This window comes from Aquabacter sp. DMC10 (assembly GCF_056314145.1).
Map to the genome: position 1 here is coordinate 203,560 of NZ_JBQUYX010000006.1, position 17,876 is coordinate 221,435.

The following is a 17,876-nucleotide window of genomic DNA, read 5'->3' on the forward strand; positions in this document are numbered from 1 at the left end:
GATGCAGCGCGTCAGACCGAAGTCTCTGCAAAATGATAGAATTCCTCGCGCAACCGCTGGGCCACGGCGCCGGGCTTTCCGTCCCCCACCATGGCACCATCAAGCTTCACAACCGGCACGATGATGTTTGACGCGGAGGTGAAGAAGGCCTCCTGCGCCGCGTGCGCCTCCTCCAGCGTGAAGGGGCGCTCCTCCAGCCTGAGCCCGGCGGCGGCGAGGATGTCGAGCATCACCGTGCGGGTGATGCCACGCAAAATTCCGTGGTCCGCCGGCCGGGTGACCACCGTGCCGTCCTTGGTGACGATCCAGGCATTGGTGGACGACCCCTCGGTCACATAGCCCGCCGCATCCACGAACCAGGCTTCCTTGGCCCCGGCCTCCTTGGCCGCCTGCTTGGCGAGCACATTGGGCAGCAGGCCGACGGTCTTGATGTCCACGCGATCCCAGCGGTTGTCGGGCACGGTAATCACGCTGACGCCGGTCGCGGCCGCCTTGTCGCGCTTGGCGGGATCGGCAGAACGCGCGGTCACCACCACCGAGGCCGGGACAGGCTTGTCGGGAAAGGCATGGTCCCGGCGGGCGATGCCGCGGGTGACCTGAAGATAGACGATGCCGTCCCGCACACGGTTGCGTCGCACGGTCTCCCGCAGCACCACCGACAAGGCCGCCCGCGACATGGGCGGGGTAATCCGAAGCTCGGAAAGCGAGCGGTCGAGGCGGTTGAGGTGGCGGCGCTCGTCGATCAGGTGTCCGGCGCGCACTTCGCACACTTCATAGACGCCATCGGCGAACTGGAAGCCGCGATCCTCCACATGGATGGTGGCGTCGCGATGGGGCACGTAGCGGCCGTTCACATAGGCAATGCGGGACATGATGGGAGGACTCACTTGCGCCAGACGGCGAGATGAAGCAGCACGAAGATGCCGACGGTTTCGAGGCGGCCGGCAATCATGGCAAAGGCCGCCGCCAGCACCGACCAGGGCGGCAAGGTGGCGATGGGCGGCCAGCCCGCCCCTGAGGCATCATAGAGCGGCCCAGTATTGGTGAGGGCAGCCACCGCCCCCGTCAAAGCCGCCTCGAAGGAGGGCATGGAGGTGCTCATGAGAATAAGCACCACCGCCAGCGCGCTGACCACCGCCAGCAAAGTCACCCAGATGCCGCGCATGGCCGAGCCGACGCCGCCCTCCCCGGTGCGGGTGGGCTGGACGAGATTGGGAGACAGCAGCCGCAACAGGTCGCCCTGCGCCCGCAAGGTCAGGGCGCGGACGCGGAAAATCTTCAAGCCCGCCGCCGCCGAGAGGGCGCCACCGCCCACCAGAGCCAGGATCAGTTGCAGCGAACGGGGCAGCTCCTCATAGGTGCCCGGCTCGGGGGGGATGCCGCTGGTGGCGATCAGCGATGCCGCGGCAAACAGGCCGGAATTGATCGCCTCGCCCGGCGGGATGATGGAGGGGAGGCGGTAGATGATGACGCCGAGCAGGATGCCGGCCACCGCCCAGTAGCACAGCAGAAGAAGGCTTTCCGACTGTTCGGGCGCGGCGTGGATGCGCCGGCCCACCAGCGCCTTGTGCCACCGCACGGATGTCGCGGCCCACAGGAAGAAGGGGATCAGCGCCCAACGCGTCGCCTCGCCGCCCTGGATCGCCTCCCGCGCCTCCGGCGGCAAATGGGCGCCGGCCGATGTCACGGCGCTGGCGATGCAGAAGGCCACATAGGGGCCGTGGCCGGCCACCAGCATGGCGAGGAAGGCCACCACCGTCGCGGCCGCGTAGATGGGCGTGACGTCCCGCAGCGCCGCCAGCGTTTCCACCGCCTGAACCGCATCCAGGGGCTGCGATGCCCGGTGGGGCAGACCGCCGATGGAGGCCGGCGCCAGCACCGCGATGGCGCACACGATGGTCAGGAGCCCGCCGCTCCATTGCAGCAGCGCGAACCAGGCGAACAGGCTGCGTGGCCCTCGCTCAACCAGGGTGAAGCCCGTGGTGGTGAAGGCGGACAGGGCCTCGAACCAGGCCTGGCCAAGCGGCAGGTCGGCGCCATAGGCGATGACCGGGGCGGCCATCACCGGCACCAGGACCCATAGGCTCGCGAGGGCCACAAACACCTGGAAGCGCCGCAGCCGGCCGCCGAGGCCGGCGCTGGCAAACCGCATGGCGCCCGCCAGGAAGATGCAGGCCAGGGCGGTGGCGAGGAATGCGGGGGCAAGCCCCTCCCCCCACCGGGCCGAGACCAAGGCGGGCAACAGGCTCGCGATGCCGGTCCATGCCAGCGCCACGGCGAGGAGGCGGACGATGGACGCCATGGCGGGATCGTTCTCAGAAGAATTCGAGGCTGACGCGGAACAACTGCTCCACGCGCTTGATCTGGTTGGACAGGGCAAACAGGATGACGCGGTCCTGGGCGCGCACCACCAGATCGCCAGTGGGCAGGATCACCTCCCCGTTGCGCACGATGGCGCCCACGCGAAGCCCCTCCAGCAGGTCGATGTCGCGCAGCGGCCGTCCGACCAGCGGCGAGGTCTCCAGCGCCTCCGCCTCGATCATCTCGCCCGCTCCCTCCAGCAGGGAATGCACCCCGCGGATGCGCCCGCGCCGCACATGCTGGAGCACCTTGGAGACCGTGATCTGGCGCGGGTTCACATGGGCGTCGATGCCCAGGCCCCGCGCGAAGGCGGCATAGCCCTGCTCGTTCACCAGCGAGAGAATCCGTCGCGCACCCAGCTGCTTGGCCAGCAGGCAGGAGAGAATGTTGATGCGGTCGTCATTGGTCAGCGAGATCATGGTGTCGGCATCGGGCACGCCGGCCTCGTCCAGGATCTCGCGGGCGAGCGCGTCGCCATTGAGCACCACGGCCCGGTGAAGCACCTCGGCAATGGCCTGGGCCCGTTCCGGCGAGCTTTCGATCAGCTTGACCTTGGCCGCGCTGTTCCGCCGCTCCAGTTCCTGCGCCACGTAGAGCCCGATATTGCCGCCGCCGGCAATGACGATGCGCTGGCCGGGAATTTCGTCATGGCCGAAGATGGACAGCGTGCGCTTCACCTGCCCGGAGGCGGCGACGAAATAAGCGACATCCCCGGCCTGGACGACATCGGTGCTCTTGAGCACCACGGGCTTGCCCGCCCGCTGCACGGCCACGATGGTGGCCTGGAGGTCTGGGAAAAGCTGGGTCAATTCGCGCAGGGGCGTGTCGAGGATGGGGCAATCCTCGGCGCAATAAACGCCGGCCACCACCACAGCTCCGTCGGCGAAATTCACAGTGTCGATGGCGCCCGGCAAAGAGAGACGCCGCAGCACCATCTCGCCCACCTCCACCTCGGGGGAGATGATGACGTCGATGGGCAGGTGATCGCGGGAGAACAGGTCCCGCCATTCCGGCTGCAGATAGGTCTGGGCGCGGACACGGGCGACCTTGGTGGGCACGTTGAACAGGGCATGGGCCACCTGGCAGGCCACCATGTTCACTTCGTCATGGAGCGTGACGGCGATAATCATGTCCGCCTGCTCCGCCCCGGCCTTGGCCAGCACGTCGGGATGGGAGCCATGGCCGACCACCCCGCGCACATCCAGTTGCTCGGTGGCGAGCTGGATGCGGCGCGGGCTCGCATCGACGATCGAAACGTCGTTCTGCTCGCCTGCGAGGCGCTCGGCGATGCCGAACCCAACCTGCCCCGCTCCGCAGATGACGACCTTCATGGACGATTCCCCCAGCCTGGAACCAGATTAGCCGTTCGCCGCCGCTGCGCCTACAGGCTCTTCCGTCACGTCCGGTGCCGTCGCGCCGGACCGCTCGCCCTCAGCCGACGCCGAGGGCCTTCAGCTTGCGGTGGAGCGCGGACCGCTCCATGCCCACGAATTCGGCCGTGCGCGAGATGTTGCCGCCGAAGCGGTTGATCTGGGCGGACAGATATTCGCGCTCGAACACCTCCCGCGCCTCTCGCAGGGGCAGGCCCATGAGATGCTCGCCGCCATTCCCGTTCGGCAGGTTGGGCACCAGCGCGCCCACGTCCGGGGGCAGCATGGAGGCGGTCACGATGGCCTCAGGGTCCCCACCGGCCAGGATCAGCACCCGCTCCACATTGTTGCGCAGCTGGCGCACATTTCCAGGCCAGTCATGGGACTGGAGCACGGCCATGGCGTCGTCGGCGATGCGCCGGCGGGCAAGACCGGTGGTCTGCGAGATGAGTTCGATGAAGAAATCCACCAGATCCGGGATGTCCTCGCGCCGTTCGGCCAGCGGCGGCACGCGGATCGGCACCACCGAGAGGCGGTGGTAGAGGTCTTCGCGGAACCGGCCGCCGGCGATTTCCTCCTCCAGGTTGCGCCCGGTGGAGGAGATGATGCGCACGTCCACACTCACCTTGGCGGTGCCACCGATGCGGGTGAAGGTCTGCTCCACCAGCACGCGCAGCACCCGGTTCTGGGTTTCGCGCGGCATGTCGGCCACCTCGTCCAGGAAGAGGGTGCCGCCATGGGCCTCCTCCAGGGCGCCGCGATGGGCCTCGCGCCCTTCCCCGGCTTCGACGCCGAACAGCTCGAACTCCAGCCGCTCGGGGGTGATGGCGGCGGCATTGATGACCACGAAGGGTCCCCGCGCGCGGGTCGAAGCCGCATGGATGAGGCGCGCGGTCAGTTCCTTGCCCGAGCCGGAGGGACCGACAATGAGGATGCGGGAATTGGTGGGACCGACGCGGTCGACGGTGGCGCGCAATTGCTGGATGGCGCTGGAGCGGCCCACCATGGTGTGGGGCTGGGTGAGCTGCTTCAGCTCCTTGACTTCCCGCCGCAGCCGCAAGGTTTCAAGGGCGCGCTCGGTGACCACCACCAGGCGATCCGCATTGAAGGGCTTCTCGATAAAGTCATAGGCGCCGCGCTTGATGGCGGCCACCGCCGTCTCGATGTTGCCGTGACCGGAAATCATCACCACCGGCACGTCGGGGTGATCGGCCTTGATGGTGTCGAGCAGTTCCAGCCCGTCCATCCGGCTGCCCTGGAGCCAGATGTCGAGGAAAATCAGGTTGGGGCGGCGGCTGGCGATGGCGGCAAGAGCACTGTCCGCGTCGCGGGCGGTGCGGGCCGTATAGCCTTCGTCCTCCAGGATGCCGGCAACGAGGCCGCAAATGTCGGCTTCGTCGTCGACGATGAGAATGTCATGGGCCATGGCTCAGGCTCCCTTGGAGGGTGAGGAGGCGGCGCTCGGGGCTGCCGCGTCGCTCAGGCCGGCTTCCGCAGGAGCGGCCGGGGCGGGAGTGGGGGTGGACTCGGTGGCGGGCGGGCGTGCCGCGTCTGGGGTGGCGGGGGTAGCAGAGGCAGCGGGAGTGGCGGAGCCGGTGGGCGCACTGGCCCGGGGCACGGCCTTGGGCTGGGGCTTGACGGTCTCCAGAGGAATGCCGTCAGCCCTCAGGCGCAGGCGAATCCAGGCGCCCCGGCCCTCCGGCGCGTCGTTCAGTTCGATACCGCCGCCGTGCTCTTCCATGATCTTGCCGACGATGGCGAGGCCGAGGCCCGTGCCCTTTTCGCGGGTGGTCACATAAGGCTCCAGGAGGCGGTTACGGCTCTCCTGCGGCAGTCCGGTGCCGTTGTCGATGACATCCACGATCAGGTCTTCTCCTGCGCGCACCGCGCTGACGCGAACCCGCCCCTTGCCGCGCAGGTCGGCGGGCACGGCCTCGATCGCCTCGGCGGCGTTCTTGATGATGTTGGTTAGGGCCTGGGAAATGAGGCGGCGGTCGAAGCGGGCCGGCAGTTCCGGCGGCACCTCCGCCTCGAAGCTCACATCCGGGTGCCCCACCCGCATGAGGAAGATGGTCTGCCGGATGGTCTCCGCCAGATCCTGGCTGTCCACCACGGGCTTGGGCATGCGGGCGAAGGACGAGAACTCGTCCACCATGCGCCCGATGTCCCCCACCTGCCGGATGATGGTGTCCGTGCACTGGTCGAACACATCCCGGTCCTGGGTGATGTGCTTGCCATACTTGCGCTTCAAGCGCTCGGCGGAGAGCTGGATGGGGGTCAGCGGATTCTTGATCTCATGGGCGATGCGGCGGGCCACGTCCGCCCAGGCCGAGGTGCGCTGGGCGGCTATGAGGGCGGTGATGTCGTCCAGCGTCACCACCCAGCCGTGGCTCGCCTCCCCCGACTGCTCGGTGGTCAGGCGCACGGTGAACACCCGCTCGCGCCCTTCGCGATTGACGGTGATGGTGCCCTGGACGGTGCGCTGGCGCTCGTCGGCCTTCGCCTCGGCGATGAGATGCTCCGCCTCCGGCACCACCTCCGCCAGGAGCTGGCCGAGGACATCGGCCTCCCGCACCCCAAGCAGACGCTCGGCCGACCGGTTGAGGATGGTGATCTGCAAATCGGGATCGATGCCGATCACCCCCGCGCCCACCCCGGAGAGCACCGCCTCGGTAAAGCGGCGGCGGCTGTCCATCTGGTCGTTGGCCCGCAGCAGGGCATCGCGCTGCTGGCGCAATTCGGCGGTCATCTTGTTGAAGGTCTCGCCCAGCGCGGCCAGATCGCCCTCGGCGCGATAGATGGGCACCTGCACGTCGAGATTGCCGGCGGCCACATGGTCGGCTGCGGACATCAGGCGGCGGATGGGCGCCACCAGCCATTTGGAGAAGTTCAGCCCCAGCCAGACCGCCGAGAGCAGCACGATCAAGGTGATGACCGTGTACATCAGCGCGAACGCCACCTGGACGCCGAAGCGCCGCTCCTCCAGGCTTTCATAATCGGCGAGCGTGTCGCGTGTGGCCTTCAGATAGCCGATCACGCGGGGGTCGATGGGCCGGGCCACGTAGAGATAAAGGTCGTCATAATCGCGCAGTTTGACCACCGCGCCCACATAGTCCGCATCGGAGGGCAGGTAGATGACCGGCTGCTCCACCGTCGCCTCGCCGATGGCGATGTTGCTGGGCACCAGGAATTCGCGCCCTGCATTGATCTGGGCGCGCTCGATGACCTTCAGTTCCTTGTCGATGATGACCGAGCCCGGGAGATTTCGCAGCGCCGCCTGGGCGGTGAGGATCTGGCGGAAGCGCTCGCGGTCGTTGTCGAACAGCGGCTTCAGGCGGGTCAGGTCATTGCCCATGGCCAGCACGTCGCCGCGAATGTTCAGGGCATGCTCGCGCACATAGGTCTGCGCCACCTGCACCGCGCTTGCCACGATCTCGCGGGTGCGGACGGAGAACCAGCGATCCAGGCCCCGGTCGAGGGTGAGGCTTGCCACCACCGCCACCAGGATGGCCGGCACCACCGCCACCACCGCGAACAGGCTGACGATGCGCACGTGCAGGCGGGCGGCCGCGCGGCCGCGCTTGCGGGCGCGCATGATGCGCCACACTTCCCGCCCCACCATGACGGAGAGCACCGCCACCGCCAGCGCATTACCCGCCAGCAGGCCGATGACCACCTCATGAGTGGGCACCACCGGTGTCAGGCCCATGAGGATCAAAAATGTGGCAAGGGCTGAAATGAGCGCCAGAAGCACCATCAGCGGGGCGAAGTAGCCGAACCCCATGCCCGAATTGACGCCAAAAGGGCTGCCTTCGGTGCGGTCCTGCGAGGTCAGGCTCATGATTTCCTTCACCGCTGTCGCGCCACGAGTCGCCGCGCACTGATGCAGTGGAACGACACTGGTGCAAAAATGTGACAGCGGTCCAGCCCGCAAGACCCATTTTTAGCAACGGGTCAAAAAATACCCATCCTGTGGGTAAGGGACGGGCCCGGTCAGGCCCGCCCCATCCGGCGCGCTCAGCGCGAGGTGCGGATCACCTGGATGTCCAGGTCCCGGATCTTCTTGCGCAGCGTGTTCCGATTGAGCCCCAACAGCTCGGCTGCCTTGATCTGGTTGCCCCGCGTGGCGGCCAGGGCCGCCGACAGGAGCGGGTACTCCACGTCGCGCAGGATGCGATGATAGAGGCCGGGCGGGGGCAAATCCTCCCCGAAGCCGCCGAAATAGGTGTTCAGGTGGCGTTCCACCGAGGCGCCAAGGGTGGCATCCACCGGCCCTTCCTCGGACATGGCGCTCGGCTGGGGTTCCGAGAGTTCCGCCTCGATGATGGAGGGGGTGATGATCTCCTGCGGGTAGAGCGCGGCCAGGCGCCGCACCAGGTTTTCCAGCTCGCGCACGTTGCCCGGCCAGCGGTAGCGCTTCAGCCGGTCGAGGGCGGCGCTGTCGATCTGCTTGGCCGGCAGCCCCTCCCGCTCCGCCTGGAGGAAAAAGTGGCGCACCAGATCCGGCACATCCTCGGACCGCTCGCGCAGCGGCGGCAGGCGCAGCGGCACCACATTGAGGCGGAAGAACAGGTCCTCGCGGAACAGGCCTTGCTGGATGAGGGTGCGCAGGTCCTTGTTGGTGGCGGCGATGATGCGCACGTCGGTCTTGATGGGCGTGCGCCCGCCCACCGTCGTGTACTCGCCCTGCTGGAGCACGCGCAGGAGGCGGGTCTGCGCCTCCATGGGCATGTCGCCGATCTCGTCCAGGAACAACGTGCCGCCCTCCGCCTGCTCGAAGCGGCCAGGATTGCGGGTGGTGGCGCCGGTGAACGAACCTTTCTCGTGGCCGAACAGCTCGCTCTCGATCAGGTCGCGCGGGATGGCCGCCATGTTGATGGCAACGAACGGACCGGAGCGGCGCTTGCCATAATCGTGCAGCGCGCGCGCGACCAGTTCCTTGCCGGTGCCGCTCTCGCCCGCGATCATGACGGTGAGGTCGGTCTGCATGAGACGGGCAAGCAGGCGGTAGATTTCCTGCATGGCGGGGGAGCGGCCCACCAGCGGGATATTCTCGTTCTCCTCGGAACCGTGGGCGCGGTGATCGGCCTTCTTGGGCTCCGCCAGGGCGCGGCCGACGATGGAGATCAGCTCCTTCAGGTCGAAGGGCTTGGGCAGATATTCGTAAGCGCCGCGCTCGGAGGCGCGGATGGCGGTCATGAAGGTGTTCTGGGCGCTCATGACGATGACCGGCAGGTCCGGCCGCGCCTTCTTGATCCGCGGCAGCAGATCGAACGCGTTCTCGTCGGGCATCACCACGTCGGTGATGACGAGATCGCCATCACCCTGGCTGACCCAGCGCCACAGGGTGGCGGCATTGCCGCAGCTGCGCACCTCATAGCCGGCGCGCGAAAGGGCTTGGTTGAGCACCGTGCGGATCGCGGCGTCGTCGTCGGCGACCAGGATGCTTCCGGTGGGCATGGATACCTCAGTTCTGGTCAGAGGCGGCGCTCTTGCCGCGGTACATGGGCAGGAGCACGCGGAAGGTGGTGCGGCGGGGCTGGCTGTCACATTCGACGATGCCGCCATGGTCGCCGATGATCTTCGCCACCAATGCAAGGCCGAGGCCACTGCCGGTGGGCTTGGTGGTCACGAACGGGTCGAACAGATGGGGCAACAGGTCGTCGGGGACGCCCTTGCCATTGTCCCGCACGCAAAATTCCAGCGGCAGGCTGACCCGCGAGGAAGCGCCGGGGACGGTCAGCCGCACGCCGGGGCGGAAGGCGGTGGTCAGCTGGATCTCGCCGTCGGTGTCGGGCTCGATGGCCTCGGCGGCGTTCTTGACGAGATTCAGGAAGACCTGGATCAGCTGGTCCCGATTGGCCAGCACTGGCGGCAAGGAGGGATCATACTCCTCCACGAAGCGGATGTGGCGGGCAAAGCCGGACGAGGCCAGCGTGCGCACATGCTCCAGCACCGCATGAATGTTGACCGGCTCGCGCTCGATGGGCCGCTCGTCGGAGAACACCTCCATGCGGTCCACCAGCTTCACGATGCGGTCCGCCTCATCGCAGATCAGACGGGTCAGCGCCCGGTCCTCATCCCCGGCCGACTGCTCCAGGAGCTGGGCGGCACCGCGAATACCGGACAGGGGGTTCTTGATCTCGTGCGCGAGCATGGAAGCCAGGGCGCTCACGGAGCGGGCGGCGCCGCGATGGGTGAGCTGGCGGTCCATCTTGTCGGCGATGGTGCGCTCCTGGAGCATCACCACCACATGGCCGGGCCGCTCGGCGACAGGGGCCACATGAATGTCCACCACCCGCTCGGTGCCATTGCGCGGCGTGCCGAGGTCCACGCGATATTCGTTCACCGGCGCGCCGCGCGCCCGCACCTGGTCGATGAGGCCCAGGAGCGGCGTGCCGAAGGGCAGGAATTCGGCGAAGGCCCGGCGGCGCAGCACCGGAAGGCTGACCTCGAAAAAGGCCTCGGCGGCGACGTTAGCATCCACGATCTGCCCGGTCTCGGAGAGCGTCACCACCGGATGGGGCACCGAATCGAGGATGGCCCGGGTGAAGCCCGCATCGGGCTCGGGGCGACGCTTCATCTCGGCTTTCATGCGGCAGCCCTCCAGCTGAGATCGTCATAGGCATCCACGATGCCGGCCTTGACCATGTTCGGATCCTCCATGGTCAGAAGGCGGGCTCGCCACGCCTTCACCCATTCCGCCGGACGCCCTGCGGTGTGCGCACCCGCCTCCAGCGCCCAGCCCACATGCTTGCGCGCCTGCCGCACGCCGAGGCTGGCGCCGTAAAGCGACAGCCAGCCGTCGAACAATTCCAGGAGCACGTCGCGCTGTTCGGCCAGGGCAGGCTCCGGCGGCTCGAGGCCGGTGGCGAGGAAGCGCGCCACCCGGCCGGGGAACCAAGGCCGCCCCTGTGCGCCGCGCCCGATCATCACGCCGTCGGCGCCGGAAGCCTCGAGCATGGCGGGCGCGTCGCCGCAGCGGGTCAGGTCGCCATTGGCGATGATGGGGATGGTGACGGCGTCCTTCACCGCCCGGATGGCGGCCCAATCGGCCGTGCCGGTGTAGAATTGAAAGCGGGTGCGCCCGTGAATGGTCACAAGGGCGATGCCGATCTCCTGCGCGAGGCGCGCCAGATGGGGGGCGACCGTCGCGCTTTCGTCCCAGCCGAGGCGCGTCTTCAGCGTGACGGGGACCCCGACCGCCGCGCGCACCGCCTCCAGGATGGCTACCGCCAGCGGCAGGTCGCGCAACAGGGCCGAGCCGGCCGCGCCCGTCGTCACCCGCTTGGCGGGGCAGCCCATATTGATGTCGATGATATCCGCGCCCTGGCCTTCTGCGAAACGCGCCGCCTCCGCCATCCAGCGGGGATCATTGCCGGCCAGTTGCACCGCATGGAGCGCATTGCCCGAGCGGGCGGTCTTCAGGTTCATTTCCACATGGCCGTCGAGCAAAGCCTCGCTCGCCACCATCTCGGACACGACGAGACCTGCCCCGTAGCGCAGCGCCATCTCGCGCACGGGCGCATCGGTAATGCCCGCCATGGGGGCGAGCACCACCGGGTTCGGCAGCTCATGCGGGCCGATTCGCACGGGAGAGGACGGAAAGAGCGCGTTTGCTTGCACAGAAATTAGGCCACCTAACGAGTGCCTACATTCTAGACATTCATTCGACCCATGCAAGGGCATGCTGAACGAATGGGCGCCGAGTGGTCCCGGCACGGGTCCGGCTCCAGTTCACAGGGTCCGTCTTTCCGCTTGCGCGGAGCGTGTGGCGGCTGTTCAAGGGGCTGATTTTTCTGCCGGGAATGGACCATCGGTCATGCAATGTGCCGTCATCATCGTGGCCGCCGGGCGCGGCTCCCGGATGGGCGGGGACGTGCCGAAGCAGTACCGCAAGCTGAACGGCGAGAGCGTCATGCGCCGCGTGCTGCGGCTTTTTTGCGACCATCCAGCCATTGCCACGGTCCAGGTGGTGATTCACCCCGATGATGCCGCTCTCTTTGCCGAGGCGGGCGCCGGCCTGCCCAAGCTCCTGGCCCCAGTTCCAGGCGGGGCGGAGCGCCAGGATTCGGTGCGCGCGGGCCTAGAAGCCCTCGTGCCCCATGCCCCGGAGGTGGTGCTCGTCCACGATGCCGCCCGCCCCTTCGCCAGCCCGGCGCTCATCGCCCGCGCCGTGGACGCGGGGGCACGGTTCGGCGCGGCGGTGCCGGGAATCGCCGTCACCGATACCATCAAGGTGGTGGACGACCAGGAGCAGGTCACCGGGACGCCCGCGCGTGCCTCCTTGCGCGCCGTACAGACGCCCCAGGCCTTCCGCTATGAGAGCCTGCGCCTCGCCCATCAGCGCGCCTGTCAGGAAAACATCGCCGGGCTCACCGACGATGCGGCGGTCATGGAATCGGCAGGGCATAAGGTGACCGTGTTTGAAGGGGAGACCAGCAACGTGAAGCTCACCCATCCCGAGGATCTGGCCCGTGCCGGCGCTTCCCGCCCTCTCACCGACGTGCGCACCGGCACGGGTTTTGACGTCCACGCCTTCGGCCCCGGCGACCATGTGATGCTGGGCGGCATCCCCCTGCCCTTCGACAAGGGCCTCGATGGGCATTCGGACGCGGACGTGGGCCTCCACGCCCTGACAGACGCCGTGCTTGGCGCCTTGTGCGACGGCGACATCGGCGCCCATTTCCCGCCCTCCGACCCCCAATGGAAAGGCGCCACTTCCGACCGCTTCCTGGCGTTCGCGGCGGAAAAGGTGCGGGCCCGGGGCGGGCGCATTGCCCATCTCGACCTCACCCTCATCTGCGAGGCGCCCAAGATCGGCCCGCACCGTGAGCCCATGCGCGCGCGCATCGCGGAAATTGCCGGAGTGCCGGTGGAGCGCGTCAGCGTGAAGGCCACCACCACGGAGAAGCTGGGCTTTGCCGGCCGCCGGGAGGGCATCGCCGCCATGGCTTCCGCCACCATCCGCCTGCCGGAGGACGAGGCATGATCGACGCCGACATCTATGCCGCCGCCGAACGGGTGCTGACCGCCTGCCGCGCTGCCGGCCTCACCCTCGCCACAGCAGAATCCTGCACCGGCGGCCTCGTGGCTGGCGCGCTGACGGCGGTGCCGGGCTCGTCGGACGTGGTGGACCGGGGCTTCGTCACCTATTCCAACACCGCCAAGATGCAGATGATCGGCGTGCCCGAGGCGACGCTGGCCGCTTATGGCGCGGTGAGCGAACAGACCGCCCGGGCCATGGCGGAAGGCGCCCTCGCTGCGGCTGGCGTCGGGGTCAGCGTCGCCATCACGGGCGTGGCGGGGCCAGGCGGCGGATCGGCGGAGAAGCCCGTGGGCCTCGTCCATTTCGCCAGCGCCCGCAAGGGCGGCGTCACGCGCCATCGGGAGATGCGCTTCGGCCCGCTCAGCCGCGACGAGATCCGCCGCCGCTCCGTCCTGGTCGCCCTCGACATGCTGGCGGAGGCGGCGGACTGAGGGTCAGACGCTCTCGGCGTAGCGCTCGTAGGCCACTTCAACGGTCAGGATGTGGGCCCGCATGGCGGTGGCAGCCTCGGCCTTGTCGCCGCGCAGGATGGCGGTGACCACCTTGTCGTGCTCCGCATAGGACAGAGCCAGACGCCCCAGATTGCGGAACTGCGCCCGGCGGAACGGCTGGAGGCGGGCGCGGGTGGCGAGCGTCAGCTCGCAAAGGTAGTCGTTATGGGCGCCACTATATAAGAACGTGTGGAAGCGGTCGTTCAGGAAGGTGTAGTGGGTCTCGTCTCCACGGCGGGTCAGATCGGCCAGATCCGCATGGATCGCCTGGAGCTGGCCCCGTTCGGACGGCGTCATATGCACGGCGCACAGGCCCGCGCAGAGCGCCTCCAGCTCCGCCATCACCTCGAACATGCCACGCAGCCGGTCCAAGGTGGGCTTGGCCACCAGGGCGCTGCGGTGGGGGCGCGTCTCCACCAGGCCCGAGGCCGCCAGGTCCCGGATCACCTCGCGCACCGGCGTGCGGGACACGCCATAGCGCTTGGCGATGTCCATCTCCTCCAGAGGCGTACCCGGCGCGATGCGGCCGCGCACGATGTCGTCGGCGATCTGGAGCCGCAATTCCTCCGTGCGCGTGACCGCGCGGACCGCCGCGCGGCGGCGACGGGTGCGGGGCGGCCGTTCGGGAGCGACGGGCGAGGGGGCAAGGGTGGTCATGCAACGCCAAACGTAACGGGATTCTCAAAGGAGGCGAAGCGCGGGCCTTACCGGACCCGCGCGCCGCAACGGGTGTCAGAGCGGGTCGGGAATGACGCTCACATGGGCCGCCACCACGCGCCAGCCTTCCGGGAAGCGCACCCAGGTCTGCTGCTGGCGGCCAATCTTGCCGGGCCCATTGTCCCGTACGAACAGCGTGGAGGCCACCGCCATGTCATGGCCATAGGCGGTGATGACGGTGCGCTGCAGCGTCCGCATCAGCCCCACGGGAGAACGGCCGCGGCGGAACGCGCGGATCTCATCCATGCCGTAGAGGTTCTCCCCACCGCCATAGCGGATAGTGGTGGGGTGATCGTGGAACAGCGCCTCCAGCGTCTCCACATCATTGGTCACCAGGGCTTCTTCGTAGCGCGCAAAGGCGGCCGTCACCTCGGCCACCACGTCGGGAAGGTTGATCTCCACGTTTGTCCTCACAGCTTGGCCACCGGCGCCCGGCAGACACCTGCCTGCCAGAGCGCCTCAGCAACACGCAACACAGCATCCTCCCGCCAAGGCGCGCCAATCACCTGCACGCCAAGCGGCAGCCCCTCGTCCAGCCACACCGGCACCGCCGCCACCGGCAGGCCGATGAAGGAGATGGGCTGGGTAAAGAGGCCAAGATTGGGCCGCACCAGCATCGTCTCGCCATCCAGAACGAAGGTCTTCTGCCCCAGTTCCGGCGCCCGGCAGGGAGTCGAGGGGGCAAGGATCACATCCACCTCCTCGAACAGCTTGAGCACTTGCGCCCGATAGACCCGCCGGAATTTCTGCGCCGCCGTGGTCCAGGCGGCGGGAATGGCAAGGCCGGCGATCAGCCGGTCGCGCACGGCGGGGTCATAGTCGCCGGCGCGGGCGTGGAGGCGACGGGCATGGAGGGCGGCGCCGTCTGCCGCCGTGATGACATAGGCGGCCGCACGGGCCCGGGCGGCCTCGGGTATCTCCACCATGCGGCTGGCATCAAGCGCGGCGGCGACCGCATCGACGGCGGCAAAGGCTTCCGGCATGCCCTTGGCGCGGAAATAGCCACCGGCCACCGCCACCTTCAGGCCGCCAATACCTTCCGACAGGCGCGCGGCGGTGGGCTCGAACGGCCGGGGCGTCAGGCAGGGGTCGGCCGGGTCCTCGCCCTGCATGGCATCATAGGCGAGCGCCAGATCCTGCGGGCAACGGGCGAAGGGGCCGAGATGGTCGAAGGCCGAGACGAAGGGAAAGGTGTGGGCGCGGGAAAGGCGGCCATAGGTGGGCTTCAACCCAAAGATGCCGCATAAAGCCGAGGGCACCCGGATGGAGCCGTTGGTGTCGGAGCCGAGCGCGAGCGGCACCTCGCCCGCCGCCACCGCCGCCCCCGAGCCGCCGGAAGACCCGCCGGACATATGTCCCAGCGCATGGGGATTGCGCGAGGGGCCATCATGGGCATTTTCGCCCGTGAAATCATAGGCATATTCGCCCATGTTCAAGCCGCCCACGAGCACGGCGTCCGCCGCCTCAAGCCGTGCCACCAAGGTCGCGTCCTGCGCTGCCGGCGGATGTGTGCGGTTGATGAGCGAACCCGCGCGGGTGGGCAGGCCGGCAATGTCGAACAGGTTCTTCACCGCGAAGGGCACGCCCGCGAGGCGCCCCAGTTCGTGCCCGGCGGCGCGGGCGGCATCCACCGCATCCGCCTTGGCGCGGGCCCGCTCAACGGTGACATCGGTGAAGGCATTCACCTGCGGTTCCAGCGCGGCGATGCGCTGGAGGCTCGCCTCCAGCACCGCGCGGGCGCTGACCTGGCCGGACTTCACCGCGGCCGCGATTTCATGGGCGGGCGCGGTAGCGAATGCGGACGCATCCGCCTGGGACGGCGCGGGTGCGGCCGGATCGAAGGGCTCAAGCATGGGGTGCTCCGCTCTCAGGGCCGATAGACCGGCGCGGGGTCGCACTCGTCGCCCACGTCATAGGCCATGACGAAGGCGGCGGCGTCCGCGATGTTGCGCAGATAGGCCATGGCTTCCCGGTGCCATTCCGGCTCCACGGTGAGGGCGAAGGCCCCGATGGCGCCGTCCAGGAGGCGCTCCAGATCGCGCTCCTCGGCGGCTGGCACGGGCGTGAGGGGATCGGACATCCGCGTCTCCTTGGGACGAGCGGGAAGGGAAGGAAGGCAAGGCCCCCGGCGTCACACCGGGGGATGGGGAATGGCGGCGATCAGTTCGCGGGTATAGGCATCCTTCGGCGCGTCCAGCACCTGGTCGGACGTGCCCTCCTCGACCACCCGCCCCTGGCGCATGACGATGACCCGGTCGCAGAGCAGCTTCACCACATGCAGGTCGTGGGACACGAAGAGATAGCTCATGCCCAGCGTCTGCTTCAGCTCCTCCAGCAGGTTGAGCACCACCGCCTGGACGGACACGTCGAGCGCGGCCGTGGGCTCGTCGAGGATCACGAGATCGGGTTTCAGGGCGATGGCGCGGGCGATGCCCACGCGCGCCTTCTGGCCGCCGGAGAGCTGGTGCGGAAAGCGATCCAGCAGCTCGCCGGGAAGACCCGCCATAGCGGCGAGTTCCTCGACCTTTGCCCGCAATGCCGCTCCGCCGGACATGCCGCCCATGCGCAGCAGGGGGTCGGCGATGGCGCGGGCGGCCGTGTAGCGGGGATTGAGGCTTTCGGTCGGGTCCTGGAACACCATCTGGATGCGCCGGCGCATGGGATGGTGGGCAAATTCCCGGGCGGGAATGGCGCCGATATCCTCGCCATCGAAGGTGATGCGTCCGGCTGTGGGGTCGATCAGGCGCATGACGATGGTGGAAGTGGTGGACTTGCCGCAGCCGCTCTCGCCCACGAGGCCAACGCTCTCGCCCTTCTTGACCTCGAACGAGATGCCGTCCACCGCCTTGAAGATCATCTCCTCGCGCGGCGGCTTCTGGCCCATGAGGCCCTTGAGAAAGGCCACCGGCGCACCCTGGCGGGGATATTCCTTGACGAGGTTTTCCACCTTGAGCAAGGGCGTGCCGCTCGCTGCCACCGTGGCGGCGGTGGGCGCTGGGGCAGCCCCCGCCTCCCCTTCCGGCAGCAGGTCCTTCAGCGTGATGCCGGGGCGAGGCGTCGCCCGCATCAGCTTGCGGGTATAGGGGTGCTGGGGCGCGCGGAAGATGCGCTCGGCCGGCGCCGTCTCCACCACCTCGCCCTTTTCCATCACCATCACGGTGTCGCAATAGGTGGCGGCAAGGCCCAGATCGTGGGTGATGAGGATGGTGGACATGCCCCGCGCGCGGGTCAGTTCCGTCACCAGGTCCATCACCGCCTTCTGGGTGGTCACGTCGAGACCGGTGGTGGGCTCGTCGGCGATCATGAGCTGGGGCCGGCAGGCGAGCGCGAGCGCGATGACGATGCGCTGGCACATGCCGCCCGACAGTTCGAACGGATAGGCGTGGTAGCGCTCCTCCGGCCGGGCGATGCGCACCTGCTTCAGGATGTCGATGACCTTTTCCTCCACATTGGAGGGCTGCGCCTGGAGATGGTGCAGCAGCACGTCGCCGATCTGGTGGCCCACCTTGCGGATGGGGTTCAGCGCGGCGCGCGGATTCTGGAAGATCATGGACATTTCCCGCCCGCGCAGGTCGCGCATCTGGCGCTCGGGGGCGTCCGCAATGTCGATGCCCGAGAAGGTGATGGAGCCCTCCGCGATGCGCCCCGCCCGATCGAGGATGCGCATGACCGTATAGGAGGTGACGGACTTGCCCGAGCCGCTCTCCCCCACAATGCCCAAGGTCTCGCCCTTGGCCACGGTAAGGTTCACGTGCTTGACCGCCTTCACGATGCCCTTGCGGGTGGAAAACTCCACCGTCAGGTCGCGAACTTCCAGCAGCGGGCCCTTGGGGGTCTCTCCGGCGAGCGCCGCGGTGGCAGGATCGATGACGCCATGCATGGTCGCCT

15 protein-coding genes are annotated in these 17,876 nt (G+C 68.3%); 2 read left to right on the forward strand and 13 right to left on the reverse strand.

The window, feature by feature from the left end; genetic code table 11:
* Positions 1-11: 11 nt before the first annotated feature.
* The 8 genes from ACT54L_RS17285 to dusB form a co-directional block, all read right to left on the reverse strand.
* Complete coding sequence (locus ACT54L_RS17285) at positions 12-872, reverse strand: D-amino-acid transaminase (RefSeq protein ID WP_476086882.1); 861 nt, start codon at positions 870-872, stop codon at positions 12-14.
* 11 nt (positions 873-883) lie between these two features.
* Positions 884-2,302 (reverse strand): hypothetical protein, encoded by a 1,419-nt coding sequence (locus ACT54L_RS17290; RefSeq protein WP_476086883.1) that lies wholly within the window; start codon positions 2,300-2,302, stop codon positions 884-886.
* 13 nt (positions 2,303-2,315) lie between these two features.
* Positions 2,316-3,692 carry a Trk system potassium transporter TrkA gene (gene trkA / locus ACT54L_RS17295; protein ID WP_476086884.1) on the reverse strand — a complete coding sequence of 459 codons (1,377 nt, stop codon included), beginning with the start codon at positions 3,690-3,692 and terminating at the stop codon, positions 2,316-2,318.
* A 100-nt stretch (positions 3,693-3,792) separates the two neighbouring features.
* Entirely contained in the window at positions 3,793-5,157 is a 1,365-nt protein-coding gene (ntrX, locus tag ACT54L_RS17300) for a nitrogen assimilation response regulator NtrX (protein ID WP_476086885.1), read from the reverse strand.
* 3 nt (positions 5,158-5,160) lie between these two features.
* On the reverse strand, positions 5,161-7,572 hold the full coding sequence (locus tag ACT54L_RS17305) for a sensor histidine kinase NtrY-like (RefSeq protein ID WP_476086886.1): 2,412 nt from the start codon (positions 7,570-7,572) through the stop codon (positions 5,161-5,163).
* A gap of 176 nt (positions 7,573-7,748) precedes the next feature.
* On the reverse strand, positions 7,749-9,191 hold the full coding sequence (gene ntrC / locus ACT54L_RS17310; RefSeq protein ID WP_476086887.1) for a nitrogen regulation protein NR(I): 1,443 nt from the start codon (positions 9,189-9,191) through the stop codon (positions 7,749-7,751).
* A 7-nt stretch (positions 9,192-9,198) separates the two neighbouring features.
* Positions 9,199-10,326: a two-component system sensor histidine kinase NtrB gene (locus ACT54L_RS17315; RefSeq protein ID WP_274774007.1), complete on the reverse strand. Its 1,128-nt coding sequence runs from the start codon at positions 10,324-10,326 to the stop codon at positions 9,199-9,201.
* Entirely contained in the window at positions 10,323-11,324 is a 1,002-nt protein-coding gene (dusB, locus tag ACT54L_RS17320; protein WP_476086888.1) for a tRNA dihydrouridine synthase DusB, read from the reverse strand. Before dusB ends, ACT54L_RS17315 begins: the two co-directional genes overlap by 4 nt.
* Positions 11,325-11,553: 229 nt before the next feature.
* On the opposite strand from dusB, the gene ACT54L_RS17325 reads away from it, so the two are divergent.
* Together ACT54L_RS17325 and ACT54L_RS17330 are read left to right on the forward strand one after the other, a co-directional pair.
* On the forward strand, positions 11,554-12,723 hold the full coding sequence (locus ACT54L_RS17325) for a bifunctional 2-C-methyl-D-erythritol 4-phosphate cytidylyltransferase/2-C-methyl-D-erythritol 2,4-cyclodiphosphate synthase (RefSeq protein ID WP_476086889.1): 1,170 nt from the start codon (positions 11,554-11,556) through the stop codon (positions 12,721-12,723).
* Positions 12,720-13,211, forward strand: a complete 492-nt coding sequence (locus ACT54L_RS17330; RefSeq protein ID WP_476086890.1) for a CinA family protein — start codon at positions 12,720-12,722, stop codon at positions 13,209-13,211. The genes ACT54L_RS17325 and ACT54L_RS17330 overlap by 4 nt, the downstream gene beginning before the upstream one ends.
* Before the next feature lie 3 nt (positions 13,212-13,214).
* On the opposite strand, the gene ACT54L_RS17335 is transcribed toward ACT54L_RS17330, so the two are convergent.
* The 5 genes from ACT54L_RS17335 to ACT54L_RS17355 all read right to left on the reverse strand — a co-directional run bounded on the left by ACT54L_RS17335 (position 13,215) and on the right by ACT54L_RS17355 (position 17,868).
* The gene (locus ACT54L_RS17335; protein WP_476086891.1) at positions 13,215-13,928 is read right to left on the reverse strand and encodes a GntR family transcriptional regulator; all 714 of its coding nucleotides are present in this window, start codon (positions 13,926-13,928) and stop codon (positions 13,215-13,217) included.
* A gap of 75 nt (positions 13,929-14,003) precedes the next feature.
* A complete protein-coding gene (gene hpxZ, locus ACT54L_RS17340) occupies positions 14,004-14,390 on the reverse strand; it encodes an oxalurate catabolism protein HpxZ (protein ID WP_476086892.1) in 387 nt (128 codons plus the stop codon).
* An 8-nt stretch (positions 14,391-14,398) separates the two neighbouring features.
* A complete protein-coding gene (locus ACT54L_RS17345) occupies positions 14,399-15,841 on the reverse strand; it encodes an AtzE family amidohydrolase (protein ID WP_476086893.1) in 1,443 nt (480 codons plus the stop codon).
* Between the two features lie 14 nt (positions 15,842-15,855).
* Positions 15,856-16,068, reverse strand: a complete 213-nt coding sequence (locus ACT54L_RS17350; RefSeq protein ID WP_476086894.1) for an AtzG-like protein — start codon at positions 16,066-16,068, stop codon at positions 15,856-15,858.
* Positions 16,069-16,119: 51 nt separating this feature from the next.
* Positions 16,120-17,868 (reverse strand): dipeptide ABC transporter ATP-binding protein, encoded by a 1,749-nt coding sequence (locus ACT54L_RS17355; protein ID WP_476086895.1) that lies wholly within the window; start codon positions 17,866-17,868, stop codon positions 16,120-16,122.
* Positions 17,869-17,876 lie beyond the last annotated feature (8 nt).